At 59.8% G+C, this 13,629-nt stretch carries 16 protein-coding genes; 14 read left to right on the top strand and 2 right to left on the bottom strand.

Translation table 11 applies throughout. The features are described from left to right. Window positions 1–68 precede the first annotated feature (68 nt). Window positions 69–1,112 carry an isocitrate/isopropylmalate family dehydrogenase gene (locus H0921_RS01580; protein ID WP_194536261.1) on the top strand — a complete coding sequence of 348 codons (1,044 nt, stop codon included), beginning with the start codon at window positions 69–71 and terminating at the stop codon, window positions 1,110–1,112. Between the two features lie 135 nt (window positions 1,113–1,247). Here the strand turns inward: H0921_RS01580 and H0921_RS01575 are convergent, their stop codons facing one another. Together H0921_RS01575 and H0921_RS01570 are read right to left on the bottom strand one after the other, a co-directional pair. After that, the gene (locus H0921_RS01575) at window positions 1,248–1,520 is read right to left on the bottom strand and encodes an EscU/YscU/HrcU family type III secretion system export apparatus switch protein (RefSeq protein ID WP_194536260.1); all 273 of its coding nucleotides are present in this window, start codon (window positions 1,518–1,520) and stop codon (window positions 1,248–1,250) included. A 3-nt stretch (window positions 1,521–1,523) separates the two neighbouring features. Beyond that, window positions 1,524–3,113, bottom strand: coding sequence for a flagellar hook-length control protein FliK (locus H0921_RS01570; RefSeq protein ID WP_194536259.1), 1,590 nt, complete (start codon window positions 3,111–3,113; stop codon window positions 1,524–1,526). A 170-nt stretch (window positions 3,114–3,283) separates the two neighbouring features. Here H0921_RS01570 and H0921_RS01565 point away from each other — a divergent pair, with 170 nt between their 5' ends. The 13 genes from H0921_RS01565 to H0921_RS01505 all read left to right on the top strand — a co-directional run bounded on the left by H0921_RS01565 (window position 3,284) and on the right by H0921_RS01505 (window position 13,629). After that, the gene (locus tag H0921_RS01565; RefSeq protein WP_194536258.1) at window positions 3,284–3,637 is read left to right on the top strand and encodes a flagellar basal body rod protein FlgB; all 354 of its coding nucleotides are present in this window, start codon (window positions 3,284–3,286) and stop codon (window positions 3,635–3,637) included. A 119-nt stretch (window positions 3,638–3,756) separates the two neighbouring features. Beyond that, complete coding sequence (gene flgC, locus H0921_RS01560; RefSeq protein ID WP_228498892.1) at window positions 3,757–4,191, top strand: flagellar basal body rod protein FlgC; 435 nt, start codon at window positions 3,757–3,759, stop codon at window positions 4,189–4,191. Window positions 4,192–4,193: 2 nt separating this feature from the next. Then, window positions 4,194–4,508 (top strand): flagellar hook-basal body complex protein FliE, encoded by a 315-nt coding sequence (gene fliE, locus H0921_RS01555; RefSeq protein ID WP_194536257.1) that lies wholly within the window; start codon window positions 4,194–4,196, stop codon window positions 4,506–4,508. 57 nt (window positions 4,509–4,565) lie between these two features. Then, window positions 4,566–6,071 carry a flagellar basal-body MS-ring/collar protein FliF gene (gene fliF, locus H0921_RS01550; RefSeq protein ID WP_194536256.1) on the top strand — a complete coding sequence of 502 codons (1,506 nt, stop codon included), beginning with the start codon at window positions 4,566–4,568 and terminating at the stop codon, window positions 6,069–6,071. Between the two features lie 126 nt (window positions 6,072–6,197). Beyond that, window positions 6,198–7,169: a FliG C-terminal domain-containing protein gene (locus H0921_RS01545; RefSeq protein WP_194536255.1), complete on the top strand. Its 972-nt coding sequence runs from the start codon at window positions 6,198–6,200 to the stop codon at window positions 7,167–7,169. A 306-nt stretch (window positions 7,170–7,475) separates the two neighbouring features. Next, window positions 7,476–8,348 carry a FliH/SctL family protein gene (locus H0921_RS01540; protein ID WP_194536254.1) on the top strand — a complete coding sequence of 291 codons (873 nt, stop codon included), beginning with the start codon at window positions 7,476–7,478 and terminating at the stop codon, window positions 8,346–8,348. Continuing rightward, a complete protein-coding gene (locus H0921_RS01535) occupies window positions 8,335–9,651 on the top strand; it encodes a FliI/YscN family ATPase (protein ID WP_194536253.1) in 1,317 nt (438 codons plus the stop codon). Before H0921_RS01540 ends, H0921_RS01535 begins: the two co-directional genes overlap by 14 nt. Before the next feature lie 187 nt (window positions 9,652–9,838). Continuing rightward, window positions 9,839–10,309, top strand: coding sequence for a flagellar FliJ family protein (locus H0921_RS01530; RefSeq protein ID WP_194536252.1), 471 nt, complete (start codon window positions 9,839–9,841; stop codon window positions 10,307–10,309). Beyond that, a complete protein-coding gene (locus H0921_RS01525; protein WP_194536251.1) occupies window positions 10,306–11,079 on the top strand; it encodes a MotE family protein in 774 nt (257 codons plus the stop codon). Before H0921_RS01530 ends, H0921_RS01525 begins: the two co-directional genes overlap by 4 nt. 34 nt (window positions 11,080–11,113) lie before the next feature. Continuing rightward, complete coding sequence (locus tag H0921_RS01520) at window positions 11,114–11,719, top strand: hypothetical protein (protein WP_194536250.1); 606 nt, start codon at window positions 11,114–11,116, stop codon at window positions 11,717–11,719. Between the two features lie 68 nt (window positions 11,720–11,787). Then, a complete protein-coding gene (gene fliP, locus H0921_RS01515; RefSeq protein ID WP_194536249.1) occupies window positions 11,788–12,477 on the top strand; it encodes a flagellar type III secretion system pore protein FliP in 690 nt (229 codons plus the stop codon). Window positions 12,478–12,527: 50 nt separating this feature from the next. Next, a complete protein-coding gene (locus H0921_RS01510; protein ID WP_228498891.1) occupies window positions 12,528–12,791 on the top strand; it encodes a flagellar biosynthetic protein FliQ in 264 nt (87 codons plus the stop codon). Between the two features lie 67 nt (window positions 12,792–12,858). Beyond that, on the top strand, window positions 12,859–13,629 hold the full coding sequence (locus H0921_RS01505) for a flagellar biosynthetic protein FliR (RefSeq protein ID WP_194536248.1): 771 nt from the start codon (window positions 12,859–12,861) through the stop codon (window positions 13,627–13,629).

Raw genomic sequence — 13,629 nt, 5'->3', positions numbered from 1 at the left:
AGAGTATCGGCGTTTCGAGCCTGTCCAGCGGGATGATGACGAAAATTTTCCCAAGCGGGAGACCAGGCATGCCCAGGGTCGTGTTTGTACAAGGAGGGGGGGTTGGTTACGATCAGGAGCAAGCCCTGCGCCGTTTGCTGGTGGCGGCGGAGGCAGATGTGCATCTGGAGACTCACTATGCCGGTCGTGCCGCCTTGGAGCGTGGCTTGCCGCCCCTGCCGGAGGAGACCATCGAAGCGGTGCGCGCCAACGGCCTGGCACTCAAGACCAAATTGTTGCCTCCTCCTCCCCATGTGACCCCTTCGCCGGAAGAAGCCCTGCCGCTGCGGCACTCGGCCCTCAGTGGGAATTACAACGTAGCCTTCCGCCGCGCGTTAGGGCTGTTTGCCTCGGTGCGGCTGATCCGGAATCTGCCAGGGATTCCGGCTCGCTTTGACCACGTCGATATTCTGCTCGTGCGGGAAATCACTGAAGATCTGTACGCCACAGCCGAGCATGAAATCATTCCGGGAGTCGTCCAAAGTTTCAAGATTGTCACCGCGGCAGCGTGCCGCCGCTTCTTCCGCTTTACGTTCGAGCTAGCCCGGCAACGGGGCCGCCGGACCGTCCATTGCATCCACAAAGCCAACATCCTGAAGCTGGCGGATGGCCTGTTCCTAGATTGTTTTCGCGAGATCGCCCTGGAATATCCCGATCTAGTCAGCCGGGACTTGATTGTCGACAACACATGCATGCAATTGGTCAGCCGCCCCTCCCGCTTTGATGTTCTGGCGGTGGGCAACCTCTACGGGGACTTGCTCTCCGATCTGGGTGCCGGTTTGATCGGCGGGATCAGCGGGACCGCTGCCATCAACTTCGGGCCAGACCTGCGGGTTTATGAGGCCGTTTATGGAGCGGGATACGAAAGCGTTCCTCCTGACACTGCCAATCCGTTGCCCCTGCTAATGCCGGCCCTGGAGATGCTCCAAGACGTGGGTCAAGCAGCAGTCGCCGAACGTCTGCGCCGGGCGATCGTGGGCGTCTTGAAGGAGGGAACTGTTCGCACGCAGGACCTGGGCGGCTCGGCTTCGACCACCCAGTTCACCGATGCTATTCTGGACAAACTCTCCTAATGGGTGACAACACAGGAATAGTACACTGCCTTAGAGAAGAAGAAAGTCGATATGCCAGAGAGACATGGATTATGAATTCCTGTTGTGTAGATATATCAAGTCTATTTATAGATTGAATCCTGATCTCTGGGGGCATCAGCGTCGGGGTTGTTGTTGGACGCGGTAGAGGAAGGCCAACACAGCAGCCACGGCCTGGTACAACTGCGGCGGGATTTCCTGATCCAAGCGCAAGTGACTGAGGACTCGCACAAGCTGCGGATCATGATGGATAGGAACATAATGCTGCCGGGCGGTGCGCACGATCTGTTCGGCCCATCGCCCTTGGCCCTTGGCGACGACCTTGGGGGCGGCATCACGCTCAGGATCGTAACGTAAGGCCACAGCCTGCGGTCGCGGGGCTTGAGCCATGCTCTAAACCTCCCAATCCACCAAGTGTAAGGAAGGCGGGCGGACCTGACGCATGGCTTCGGCATGCTGACGATGACGAGCGGGCAAGTCCGCCGCAGAACGAAACTCGATCCCAATCTGCGTAAAATCCGAGTCTTGTAGCATCTGATGCAATTCTCCTTGCAGCGCTAAAGCCTGTTGTAATGCTACCTCACGCTCAAAATACAGAACCGCATGGAGACGATCCCCATGAAGCGTTATATCGATCCATGCATTCCCTAGAGTATCTAAAGGTGCATGGATCAGAATGTGAAAACGCTGCATAGTGGAGGAGAAGGAGGACTTATTCCGCGGGGCAGGGTCCTCCACAGAGAAGGGATACTCCGGTTGCACCGCCATGTAAAGAGTGCGCCAGGCCGAACCATCGGGGAAGGGGACTTGCAACCAGTAAGAGGTTCCTTGATGGCCCGCGAGGATATTTGCCGCCTGAAGGGAAACGATGCTCTGCAAAGCGGGCAGTACAGCGGCTTGTAGTGTGGGTTCCCCGCCTCCGCTGGGGGACTGGATGAGGCGGAGCAGGCTGCCCTTGAGATCATTCGAAACCAAGGGATGGCGAGCGGCGGCATGCTCCAGGTTGGGGGCTAGGGCTTGAATCGGAGGACCCGGAGCGTCCCCCCCAGCGCCAAGCGAAGCCGAACGGGGATCAGTTGGTGGTGGACTGGCACTCAGCGCACTGCTCAAACGTGCCTCGTACAATAAGCCGCCGTTCTCCACGAGTTGCCGCAACTGTTGGGCCGTCAAAGGCCGCAGTTCCGAAGGCCAAAATGACTCCAATGCCGCCTGAACATCTCGGAGAAGGCGCAATGTGGTATCTGCCGATGGCCCTACATGTTCAGCCGCTGCTCCTTCTAAAACGGTGGGAAATGATGCGACCAGGGTGCGCCCCATGAGAGTCTGATGTAAGTCGGCGAGGGCCGGAGCCAAATCAGCAGGGGGAAGTTGGCTGAGCAAAGCCGCCGCCAGGAGGCGCGGGGATTGAGCGGTCTCAGCAGGTCGGAGCAGCCACAAGCCGTCAGGCCGCAGCTCGAACTGTACCAAATGTTGGTGCTGCGGTAAGAGCGGTTGTTCGCTTCGCGCAAGGATTGTCTGGCCAAACCAGGTGATGCGATAGGTTTGGGGTGATACCTGTTCCTGCACCTCGACGAGCTGAGGCCGGGCGGAATGGGTGGACACCATAGCGGTCAACGCAGGGGGAAGGGGCAAAGTGTTCCCGGAGAGTTGAGGAGCAACTGGCGACGTTTCTGCGCGGTTGGTCGAAGTGATTGGTCGTGCCGCGTGGCCTGGAGGTCCAGGGGAGGAAGAGGGGGCGCTGGATGCCAAATACTCGACCTGCTGGCCTGATTCCCCTAAGGGGCGGCGCAGAAGCCAAACCGTGCCGGGTTGCATTTGCTCTGAAGGACGAATCACGAACTCCCGGCCTTGAACGAGCAAGGTGGCGGCGCCCCCTTCCACCTTCACCACCACAGCCTGGAGCAGTTCCCCGACAGGCAACGCGGCTAGGTCGCCCCGTTCCACACGGGCCGTCAGCGTCGCGGTCGCGAGAGAGGTTGGCAACGATGCCGCCCAATCCGGTGCCGGTACCTGCATATGTCCACTTTAGCATATTCGCCGCTTGAGAGCACTTGGCTTGGGAGTTTCGCACAGGATAACCGGAATAATAGTCAAAGTCATACTGGCCATTACAACCGCTAAAGTTAGCCCAGATACAGACCGATACAGGAAATATGACACCCGCAGCCTTTGGAGTAGATTTGCTGGCCCGCGTGCTGGATGGTGCCGCCTTCCGGCATCAAGTGATTGCCCAAAATGTGGCCAATGTGAACACGCCGGGTTATCGACGGCGAGCCGTTGTCTTCGAGGAGTTCCTGGCTCAGGCCTTGGATCAACCGGGAATGGATCTCCGCCGCGTTCAGCCGCGCATCGTGATCGTTGATGGTCCCATGCGGATGGACGGGAACACGGTGGACATCGAACGTGAAATGAATGATTTGAATCGCAACGCTTTGCTCTATCAGGCTGCGGCCCAAGTTTTAGCAAGCCGGCTTGCCTCGCTGCGATCAGCCGTCACAGGACGGTGAGAGCGGCAGGGCAGTGACAGCGGCCTAGTGACCGATCATCTGGTCTGGTCTGCTGAGACTTCCGTTACGCTGGCTGAGCGTCCGCCGAAGGTCAGGAAGGGGTGCAGAGGAAGGGAGCTATGGCCTTTTATGATATGTTTCAGGCCAGCAGTATCAGTGCCTCCGGCATGGCCGCGGAGCGCTTCCGCATGGAGGTCATCGCCAATAACATCGCCAATGCCCAGACGACGCGCTCGAGTCGAGGCGGACCTTACCGGCGGCTCGATGTGGTGTTCGAGGAGGTGCTGCGCCGCCCCCAACGTGCCGGGGAAGCTCCAGCCTTGGGCGGGGTACGTGCCGCGGAGCTGGTCGAGGACCCCACCGAGCCGATTCGGCTTTACATGCCGGGCCACCCCGATGCTGACGAAAACGGCTATGTCGCTTTCCCGAACGTTCAGTTGCCCATCGAGATGGTCAACCTAATCACCGCCGCGCGGGCCTATGAGGCTAACTTCCGCACGGCCCAAGTGTTTCGCCAGCTCAATGAACTGGCTTTGACGTTACTGCGAGGATAATCATGGCAATCCCCGGACTTACTCCCTTAGGCCGCCTATCGCCGCTGGTACCTGTCGAGGGGGCCGAAGTGAGAGCAGGAGCCGTTCCTGGGGCGGGAAGCGGTTTCGGCCTGCTGCTCCAGGGCGTCCTCGGGCAGCATCAGAAGGCGCATCAAGCAGCAGATGCTGCGGTACGGGACCTCGCCACAGGTCAAGCCCAGGACTTGCATACCGTGGCCTTGGCGGTTGCCCAAGCGGACCTTTCCTTCCGCCTGATTCTGGAGCTGCGTAACCGCCTGAGTGAGGCCTACCAGGAAGTCATGCGCATGCAGGTGTGATGCGGCACAGATCCGCGCACCCCCCCGCTGTTCACCCAAGCATGACGCAGGTGCAGCATGGAAACTCTTCGGCGATTCTGGCAGCAGGTGCGGCAGTACTGGGCGGGGTTGAGCCTGGCCCGGCGTGTCTTGATCATTTCAGCGACTGTAGGAGCCGTTGCAGCCCTGTTGCTGGTAGCCTACCTCTCGCAAACTTCCGCCTATCGACCCTTGTTCACCGATCTGCCGCCGGAGGAAATCGCTGCCATCCGGGCACGCCTCTCTTCCGCCAACATACCTTACCGCTTGGTTCAAGGCGGGACAGGGATCGAGGTACCGGAACACCGCTTTGCAGAAGCCCGCGTCACGTTGGCAGCGGAAGGTCTGCCCCGCAGCGGCGGGAAGGGATACGAGTTATTCGACGAGACCTCGCTGGTGGCGACGCCCTTTGTGCAGAGTGTCAATTACCAGCGGGCGCTGCAAGCCGAGCTGGCGCGAGCTATCATGCAATTGGAACCGGTGCGAGCGGCTCGTGTCCTCATTGCCCGTCCGGAACCGACGCCGTTTGTCCGCGATCAACGCCCCCCTACGGCAAGTGTGGTTATCACTCTCAAACCCGGAGCGAGCCTGAGCCGGTCGATGGCTCAAAGCATCGTCTCGCTCGTGGCCCGTTCGGTAGAGGGACTCAAGCCGGAAAATGTAACCGTTGTGGACTCCACGGGCCGGCTGCTCTCCGACCCTCACATGGGGGAACGCGAGGAGCTGCCGACGCCGCAATTGGAATACCGCCGGGAACTGGAGAACTATTTGGCGACTAAAGCTGAGCAACTCTTGGCCCAGCACTTGGGGCCAGGACGCGCCATTGTGCGGGTGAGTGCAGATATCAACTTCCAGAAGGTAAAGGAACGGCGCGAAACTTACTATCCAGACGAACGAGCGGTTGGAGCCGAACGCTTGACCACTATCCGCTCATCTGCAACGACAGCACGGGGCATAGCGGGTGCTGCCAGCAATGTGGTCCGTGCCGGCGCACCACCTGCACCGCCGGGTACGGGAGGAGGTACCTCCAGTGAAGAAGTGATCCAGACCGACTATCTCGTGTCCCGCTCGATCCGGGACCTGGAAGATGGGCGCGGCGCTATCACCCGCCTGACGGTGGCTGCCCTGGTGGACCTGACTCCCGCCGCAGAGGGCCAAACTGTCATCAGCCTCCAGGATGCCGAGGAGATTATCAAACAAGCCGTGGGGTTCCGCCCAGGCCGGGATGAAGTCAAGCTGACCAACGTCCGCCTCTTGGGCGGGCCAACCGGACCGGAAGTCGATGAGGAACTCTTACAACTCCAGCGCTGGCAGATGTACGTCAGCCTCGCCCGGAACATCAGTTTAGCGGTCGCGATCGTGCTGACCGTAGCTTTGATCCCGCTTCTACTCTGGCGGCGTCGAGCACCTGCCGCTCCTCCGGCGCCGACACCCGAACAGCGGCGCCAGCAAGACATTCAACGATTGACCGAGTTGGCACGGACCAACCCCGAACGCGTGGCAGCGGTTCTCCGCTTGCTCCTCGGTTCCTCCGCGCCTCCCTGAGGCCTGCTGCGGCGGAAACCGACCCGATCCCAGACGACGGCGGTTAACCTCACTCCCTAAAACGAACCATGGATGGTATAATGCGGCACACCTGGCGAAAAGGGATCCCCGGCGCGGACCACAGACATGGCGGAGGCGGTCGGCGAACAGACAGCAGTGCTGTTGCTACGGCTCCTGCCCCAAGAGGCAGTAGACGCCGTGCTGCAACGCCTCTCCCCTCAGGAAGCTGCCCGTTTGCGCGACCGCTTGCAGTCCAGCCTAGCCGAGACCTCACCCCAAGAACTCGACGACGCCCTCGCCCAATTCTTCGACCTGATGCGGATCGCCGAACGCTATCCCGCCTTGTCCCCGTCGCCGGCCCCGTCCAGTTCCGCGGGCCTGTCCGCTTCCTCCTCTTCTTCCGCCGAGACTCCAGCCAGCAACGATCCGGTGCAGCAGTTGCGGGCTTTGCCGCCAGCCCAGTTGGCCCGCGCGATTCAGAACGAATCGGTTGCCGCTATTGCTATCCTCCTTTCCACACTGGAACCGGCCCAAGCTGGACAAGTCCTGGCTCGTTTGCCGGAGGCGCTCCGTCCGGAAGTGGCCGTGCGGTTGACCAAAGTCGGCGTACCCAATCCGGCCATGCTCCGCCGCCTGGCCCGTGTTGTGGTCGACAAATGCCGTCAAATGGCCGATATGCCTGCTCCCCCCAGCACCGAGGAGATGATCGCCCAGTTGGCCGACATGATCCGCGCCCTACCCCGTGCCGAACGCATGCCCGTCGTCCGGAAGATGGAGACTCTCGATCCCGATCTTGCGGCCAAAGTGCTCGAACGCCTCACACGCATCGAGGACCTAATCAAAATCCCAGATCGCCAGCTCCAGACCCTGTTGGCCCGACTGGATATGAAAACGCTAGCCACTGCGCTGAAAAATGCCCCCGAAGCTGTCCAGAACAAGATCGCCGCCAATCTCTCCAGCCGGGCACGCCAGGTCCTGCAAGAGGAAATGGAGTTCCTCGGCGATGTTCCCAGCAGTCGCATCAAAGAAGCGCAAGCCAAAATTCTGGCGGTGGTCGTCAAAGCCGAAGAAGCGGGCGAAATTGTTATGGAAGAGTAAACTTCTTGGACCTGCCCATCTCCAAGGGTAGCCACCTGACCCGGCTTCCTTTTCGCCCACGGCTGAGAGGTTTATGCTCTCACCTGAAAATCGACCTGAATTGGGCAAACTTTCTGGAAAAAGACCGACAAAATCCCTGCACACTCCGAGAAAATAAGCCATCATGCCGATGTACGCTCCCGCCTGAATCGACTCAGCCAGCGTGCTTAGGGAGCGACGGGACGTGACGAGGATACGGAGTCGCCCAGACTTTGGCGGCCCGTCCTGCTAGAGTCGAAATTCGCCCCAGGCGGAGGAATTCCCCGCATGCCCGCGAGGTCGTATGCTTTTCCGGCAGCCCCCCCGATCTCGGCAGAGTTTCATGTGCGCGTGGCCCGCCCGCCCCGCTCGGTCCGGTTGGCTCCGCGGCCAACGAGCGAAAATGTCCCGTCGTCCCAAGACCTCCCTCACGAACCCACTGCTCCCCAAGGAGCAGCTCCGGCCAAATCCCAAGGATCGGTAGTACTCGCCGGTGTGGCCATTCCTAGTCCCGCCACTCCATCCTCTTCGACGGTGGCGCCTGCGTCTGTTACAGCTTCCCCATCGCCTTCCCCTGCGCCGGCGGCTCCAATGTCCGGCTCCACGGCTCCAGCGGCTGTGGCCACGCCACCTCCGCCGACCCCGCCATCTTCCCGCGAAATCCTCCTTCCGGGACGCAAAATCTCCCCAGAGGAAGAGCGGCAGCGTCAGCAGGAGCGGGAACAGTTCGCCCAGCTTATTTCGGCCTTGCGCTCGGCGGTGGCCGAATTGCAGCGTCAGCAGCAGCAGCGCCTCCACGAATGGCAGCGGGCAGCTATCGAACTGGCCCTGACAATGGCCTCGCGCCTCCTCTATGAACGCATCCAATCCGGAGAGTTCCCCATTGATGCCCGCGTGCGGGAGATGGTGGCTCAATTGGAAAATGAGCCGGTCATTGCCATCCGCCTACACCCGCAGGATTTGAAATTGCTCGAACAACGCTTGAAAGAGCAGCCTCTGTGGCCGGAAGGGGAGCAGCCCCGCTTCATCGCTGATGCCACCTTGGCTCGTGGCGAATGCCGGGTTGAGGGACGAGAAACGATTCTGCTTTCCGACGTCGTCAGGCAATTGGAGGAAATACGGGACGAATTGCTCAGGAGTTTGGGACATGCTCGGTCTTGATCTGCCGCGCTTGAACCGCAGTATCGTGCAGACCCCGCTGTATCGCATCTGCGGACGGCTCAAAAGTGTGACGGGACTGATGACCTGCAACATTCCCGCCGCCGTGGGGGATCACTGCACCATCGTGCCGAAAGAAGGCAAACCGGTGCTGGCAGAAGTCATCGGTTTCGAGAATGATCTGGCTTATCTCGTGCCATTCGACCACGCCGAGCATCTCCAGCCGGGCATGCCAGTCATCCGGAATGGACGGGGGATGGTGGTTCCGACCGGGCCGAATCTGCTCGGCCGGGTCGTGGATGGTTTGGGGCGCCCCTTGGATGATCGCGGGCCTCTGATCGATTGTCCTCTGCGTCCTGTGCATCGCCCGGCTCCCCCAGCCCTGGAGCGCCAGCGCATCCGAGAACCTTTCGTGACAAACATCCGGGCGATCGACGCTGTCCTCACCTGTGGGCGCGGCCAACGGGTCGGCATCTTCGCAGGTTCAGGCGTCGGTAAGAGCACGTTACTTGGAGAAATTGCCAAGGGTGCCCAAGCCGATGTCAACGTCATTGCCCTGATCGGGGAACGCGGGCGGGAAGTGGGGCCATTCCTCGAAGACTGCTTAGGACCGGAAGGCATGGCCCGCTCGGTCGTCGTCGTCGCCACCTGCGAACAAACGCCCTTGATGCGTGTTCGGGCCAGCCAAGCGGCCATTGCCATCGCCGATTACTTCCGTGAGCAGGGAGCGGATGTCCTCTTCATGATCGACAGCCTCACCCGCCTGGCGATGGCCCAACGAGAGCTAGGACTGATGCTTGGCGAGCCTCCCAGTTCCCGCGGTTACACCCCCAGCGTCTTCCAGTTGCTAGCCAACACGGTGGAACGCCTCGGCAACGCTGCCGTCGGAAGCATTACCGCTCTCATGACCGTCTTGGTCGAAGGCGGTGATTTGGATGAACCCATCAGCGATGCGGTCCGCTCCTTAGTCGACGGCCACATTGTGTTGGATCGCAAAATTGCAGAGCGCGGCTTCTATCCCGCCATCGACATCAGCCGCAGTGTCAGCCGAGTCGCCCACGAAGTGATCGACCGGGAACATGCCCTGGCGGCCCGGAAACTCCGAGCGATTTTGGCCACTTACCACGAAGTCCAGGACCTGATCCGCATCGGAGCGTATGTGCGCGGTTCCAGCCCCCAAGTGGACAAAGCCCTTGAACTCATGCCGCGGGTGGAACAGTTCCTCCGCCAAGATATCGGCGAACGCTCCACCTTCGCGCAGACCCGCGAAGCGCTCCTGGCGATCGCTGCCCAGTGGCCGTATTGAAAGCGTGCTACAGCCCCTGAAATCCCTAAGAAGTCCATGATCAGAAAACCAACCGCCACAGCCTGGGAAGATCAAAGGCGGAATCCACCGGCAGGACCGAGAAGGCAGCTTACCTTGGCACCCATCAGCTTCCCATTGACACGAACGCGCCAGTGTGACATATCTGGCGTCAGAGGAGTGGCCCGCTGTGCGGCGATTTGAATTCCCACTCGAGCGGCTGTTGCAAGTCAAACGCCAGTTGGAGCGGCAGGCGGAACTGGCCCAGCGCCGCGCCCGGCAAGCTGTCGATGAGGCCCAAGCCGAGGTGCTCCGCCTGCGGGAACAACTCCAGCGCATCGGCCAGCAGATGGCCGCCCAAGTGGGATGCCTGCTCGCGGCTGAACAATGGGGCATCACCGCCGAATTGTCCGAACGCTTGGCTCAAGCAATAGTAGCGGCGGAGACTCGCTTGAAAGAGGCCGAGCAGCGCTACCAGCAAGCCGCACACTTGCGCCAACAACTGGCCACGGAAGTGGAAACCCTCCAAACATTGCGCCAGCAACATTGGGAACTTTGGCGGCAGCAAGTGCAGAAAGCGGACCAGCAGCGCCTCGATGAACTCGGCTTGCGCCGCTGGCGGAATCAACAGATAACGGATTCTCGGCCTCGACAATCATGAAAAACATCATCATTCTCGTCCTGACAGCTCTGTTGCTTTTCGCCATTTCCGCGGCTTTGTCCCTGTGGCTGCAACAATCCAGCGCCACGGCCACGGCTGCCCAAAACGAAAAGGATAAGAGTGCCAAAAAGAACGGAAACAAGTCGGAGGAAGAGACCACACGCCCGCCGGCGAGCAAGTCCGAACCGCCCCCTGCTCCTGCTCCCACCCCCGCCACGGACTTGGCGGCTGCTTTGGCGGCTTTGCGCGAACGGGAGGTCCAAGTGGAACGGCGCGCCCAGCAGGTGCAAATCGTCTTACAAGACCTCCAGGAACAACGTGAACGTTTCGACGAGCTTGTCCGGCAGGTCGCCCAGGAAGTCAAAGCCGTTACCAAAAGTCTGGATCAGCTCGCCGCTCTAGAAAGCCAAGCGAAAAAGAAACAGGACACCGACGAATTCGATCGCAAAAATATCGATCGCTTAGCGGCCATGTTCGACAGCATGGATGGCGAGGCGGCGGCTCCGATCATCAAACAGATGGCTGATTCGGGACGCATGGAACTCGCTGCTCGAATTTTAGCGCAGATGAAGGAACGCAACGCCGCTCGCCTCCTGGCGGAGTTGAGCGATCATGCTTTGGCAGTCCAATTGGTGGAACGGGTCCGCGCTCTAAAGTATCCGAATGGTGCCGCTGGCGGAGGAGTTTCAGCCGGGGGGGCCGGCGCACCACTTCCACGAGAGGCAGGGGGGATCACGCCAGCCGGAGGCACTCCGCCCCAAGCGCCGTAACTCTTCCGTTCCAGAACATTCCCTAGGTGTCGTCATGGCCAGGCCGCAGAACCCTTCCCCCCATCTTTCGTCCTCTGGAGTTTCCAGCACCGTATGGCTTCTCTGGCTCGCCGCCGCCTCGCTCATGATCATCCTGGGATTGACTTTACCCCGCTGGTGGTTGCACCTCACGGGTATCCAGCCTCCGGCGCCGTCCCAGCAGGAGCAAACCACGCCCTCCTCGGAGGTCGCCGCGCCGCTTTCACCGCGTCTCGATCCTGTGATCACCGGCATCATCCTCGTGTGGTTGGCAGCCGCCTGCATCGTCGCCTGGCTCAGGATCCGCAAGCGCGGGCCATCTTCCCAGCCGTCAGCGGAAGACTACAGATTGGCTGAGTTGGCCCTGCCCTGCGGCTGTTGGCTTCAGCTCATCCACCTGGGCGAGCGGCGCTTGTTGGCAGGACATGATCGCCAGGGCGTAAGAGTCTTGCTCGAATTGCCGCCTGTTCCCTCCGAGTCCGAGACCGATGCTGCCGGAATATCGGAGGCGGCCCCTCCCCTTTCCTCTCCGTTGGCCGAAGCGGGAACAACTGATTCCCGAACCGCTGCCATTCTCGCCTTGTTTCAACAGCTCAAAGCCGCTACACAGGCATCCTCCTAAACGACTGGTTTCACCGGCTCGATCGGGTTACACGATGGACGGGTTTACCGGGTCCAGAGGGTGCCGCCGTGAACGATCTCGCTGACCTGTTCGGACCACAGGGTCTCAACTTCGCCGGTTTATCGCCGCCGGTCCAAATTGCCTTGCTTTTGGGTCTAACCGTTCTCCTGCCCGCGCTGGTCGTGACAGCGACCTCCTTCACCCGCTGTGTCATTGTGCTGGCTTTTGTCCGCCAAGCGCTGGCCACCCCCAACGTCCCTCCGAATCTGGTCTTAACGGGCCTATCTCTGTTTCTCACGTTCTATATCATGCAGCCAGTATTTCATGAAATAGATCAGAAAGCATTGCGACCCTATATGCAACAGCAAATGTCAGGTCAGGAAGCATTCCGGCAAGGGGTAGATATTTATAAACGATTTCTCCTTCGCCATACACGCAAAAGTGATTTGTCTCTGTTTTTGCACTTCGCAGGGTTATCAGAAAATCCACAATTGCAAAAGCCGGAGGATACTCCATTCTTTGTAGTCCTGCCCGCATTTGTCATCAGTGAATTGAAAACGGCATTCCTGATGGGATTCTGCATCTATTTGCCGTTCCTGATGGTGGACCTCGTCGTGGCAAGTGTCTTGACCTCAATGGGCATGGTGATGATGCCGCCGGTGACCATCTCCGCACCGTTCAAGGTGTTGCTCTTTGTTCTGGCGGACGGCTGGCATTTGATCAGCTATGCCTTGACAGCCAGTTTCGGCAGCACGTGATTGCCAAAGAGGCGAATTCGAGGATCCGTACGAGGAGGTCAGCAATAGCGATGGAACAAATCATATATATGATGCAGGAGCTTTTCTTGGTTGCATTGATTGTATCTTTTCCAGCTTTGATAGCCAGTCTAATTGTTGGCTTGATTGTCAGCATATTTCAGACAGTGACTAGTATTCAGGATCAAACACTCAGTTATGTACCGCGTATCTTGTTAGTTGGCCTCATTATTGTGATTACTTTCGGATTCACATTACAACAGGCTACTGAATTTGCACGTCGGATGATTCTGACAGCCGTTTCAATGGCGCATTAAAGAGACCGGTTGATTGAATTATCTGGGTATTTCCGAAACCTAGTGTTACAGGAATCTGGCAGTCGTTATGAGCGTAGCGTGGGCGGCCTATGCTGGGTTGCTTTTGGCGCGGATCGCCGCGTGGGCGGCAGTCTTACCGGTGATAGCGGGCCGGACTCCGCCTCTGGTCCGCGTGGGCATGGCGGTTGCGATCGCTGGGTTTTACCTGGCAGGTCAACCGCCTCCTTGGGATGCGCGCTGGGCGGCTCTTGCCGATCGCCTCCACGCAGTCGTTTACCTGCTCGGAGTACTCCGGGAGGTGCTGATTGGCGCTGCGATGGGAGTTCTGTTCGGTTTATGGCTAATGCCGGCGCGGGTCGCAGGGGAATTTCTCAGCTTTCAGATCGGCTTGAATGTGGCGCCGCTGCCGGGTCCGACCGGCGACGAGGCGGCGGGTACCCTGACGGCCTTATTGGAAGTTCTGGCGGCCTTGGTATTTTTGAGCCTGGATGGCCACCACATTCTCTTGGCGGTCTTACATGCCTCCTGGAGCGTGCTCCCGCTCGGCGGGACAGCCTTACCTCAAGCGGCACCTATGGTTCAGGGACTGAAAACGTCCTACGAATTGGGACTACTGCTGGCGGGACCGGTGGCAGCGTGCTTGGTGTTGCTGGCCGTCACTTTGGCCCTGTTGGCCCGCACCGCCCCCCAGCTCAATATCTACTCGGTGGGTTTCACCCTTCAAGTGACCGTTGTGCTGCTAGCTAGCGCTGTCTTGGTGCCGGAGATGGTCCAGGCTATGCAGGCAGTGGTGCACGGCTACGGAGGGCAGTTGCCGCAGATGCTCCGGGGGGACTGA

Origin of the sequence: Thermogemmata fonticola (assembly GCF_013694095.1) — a bacterium.
In the GTDB taxonomy this organism is placed as follows: domain Bacteria; phylum Planctomycetota; class Planctomycetia; order Gemmatales; family Gemmataceae; genus Thermogemmata; species Thermogemmata fonticola.
This window is presented reverse-complemented; position numbering and strand designations above follow the sequence as displayed.

What these genes read in the sequence shown, in the direction of transcription:
- H0921_RS01505 (WP_194536248.1), top strand. Translation starts at nt 12,859, where the DNA reads ATGAGCGTAGCGTGGGCGGCCTATGCTGGGTTGCTTTTGGCGCGGATC.
- H0921_RS01575 (WP_194536260.1), bottom strand. Translation starts at nt 1,520, where the DNA reads ATGGCTCAAGCCCCGCGACCGCAGGCTGTGGCCTTACGTTACGATCCT.
- H0921_RS01520 (WP_194536250.1), top strand. Translation starts at nt 11,114, where the DNA reads ATGGCCAGGCCGCAGAACCCTTCCCCCCATCTTTCGTCCTCTGGAGTT.
- H0921_RS01540 (WP_194536254.1), top strand. Translation starts at nt 7,476, where the DNA reads ATGCCCGCGAGGTCGTATGCTTTTCCGGCAGCCCCCCCGATCTCGGCA.
- H0921_RS01525 (WP_194536251.1), top strand. Translation starts at nt 10,306, where the DNA reads ATGAAAAACATCATCATTCTCGTCCTGACAGCTCTGTTGCTTTTCGCC.
- H0921_RS01545 (WP_194536255.1), top strand. Translation starts at nt 6,198, where the DNA reads ATGGCGGAGGCGGTCGGCGAACAGACAGCAGTGCTGTTGCTACGGCTC.
- fliF (WP_194536256.1), top strand. Translation starts at nt 4,566, where the DNA reads ATGGAAACTCTTCGGCGATTCTGGCAGCAGGTGCGGCAGTACTGGGCG.
- H0921_RS01510 (WP_228498891.1), top strand. Translation starts at nt 12,528, where the DNA reads ATGGAACAAATCATATATATGATGCAGGAGCTTTTCTTGGTTGCATTG.
- H0921_RS01565 (WP_194536258.1), top strand. Translation starts at nt 3,284, where the DNA reads ATGACACCCGCAGCCTTTGGAGTAGATTTGCTGGCCCGCGTGCTGGAT.
- H0921_RS01580 (WP_194536261.1), top strand. Translation starts at nt 69, where the DNA reads ATGCCCAGGGTCGTGTTTGTACAAGGAGGGGGGGTTGGTTACGATCAG.
- H0921_RS01535 (WP_194536253.1), top strand. Translation starts at nt 8,335, where the DNA reads ATGCTCGGTCTTGATCTGCCGCGCTTGAACCGCAGTATCGTGCAGACC.
- flgC (WP_228498892.1), top strand. Translation starts at nt 3,757, where the DNA reads ATGGCCTTTTATGATATGTTTCAGGCCAGCAGTATCAGTGCCTCCGGC.
- fliE (WP_194536257.1), top strand. Translation starts at nt 4,194, where the DNA reads ATGGCAATCCCCGGACTTACTCCCTTAGGCCGCCTATCGCCGCTGGTA.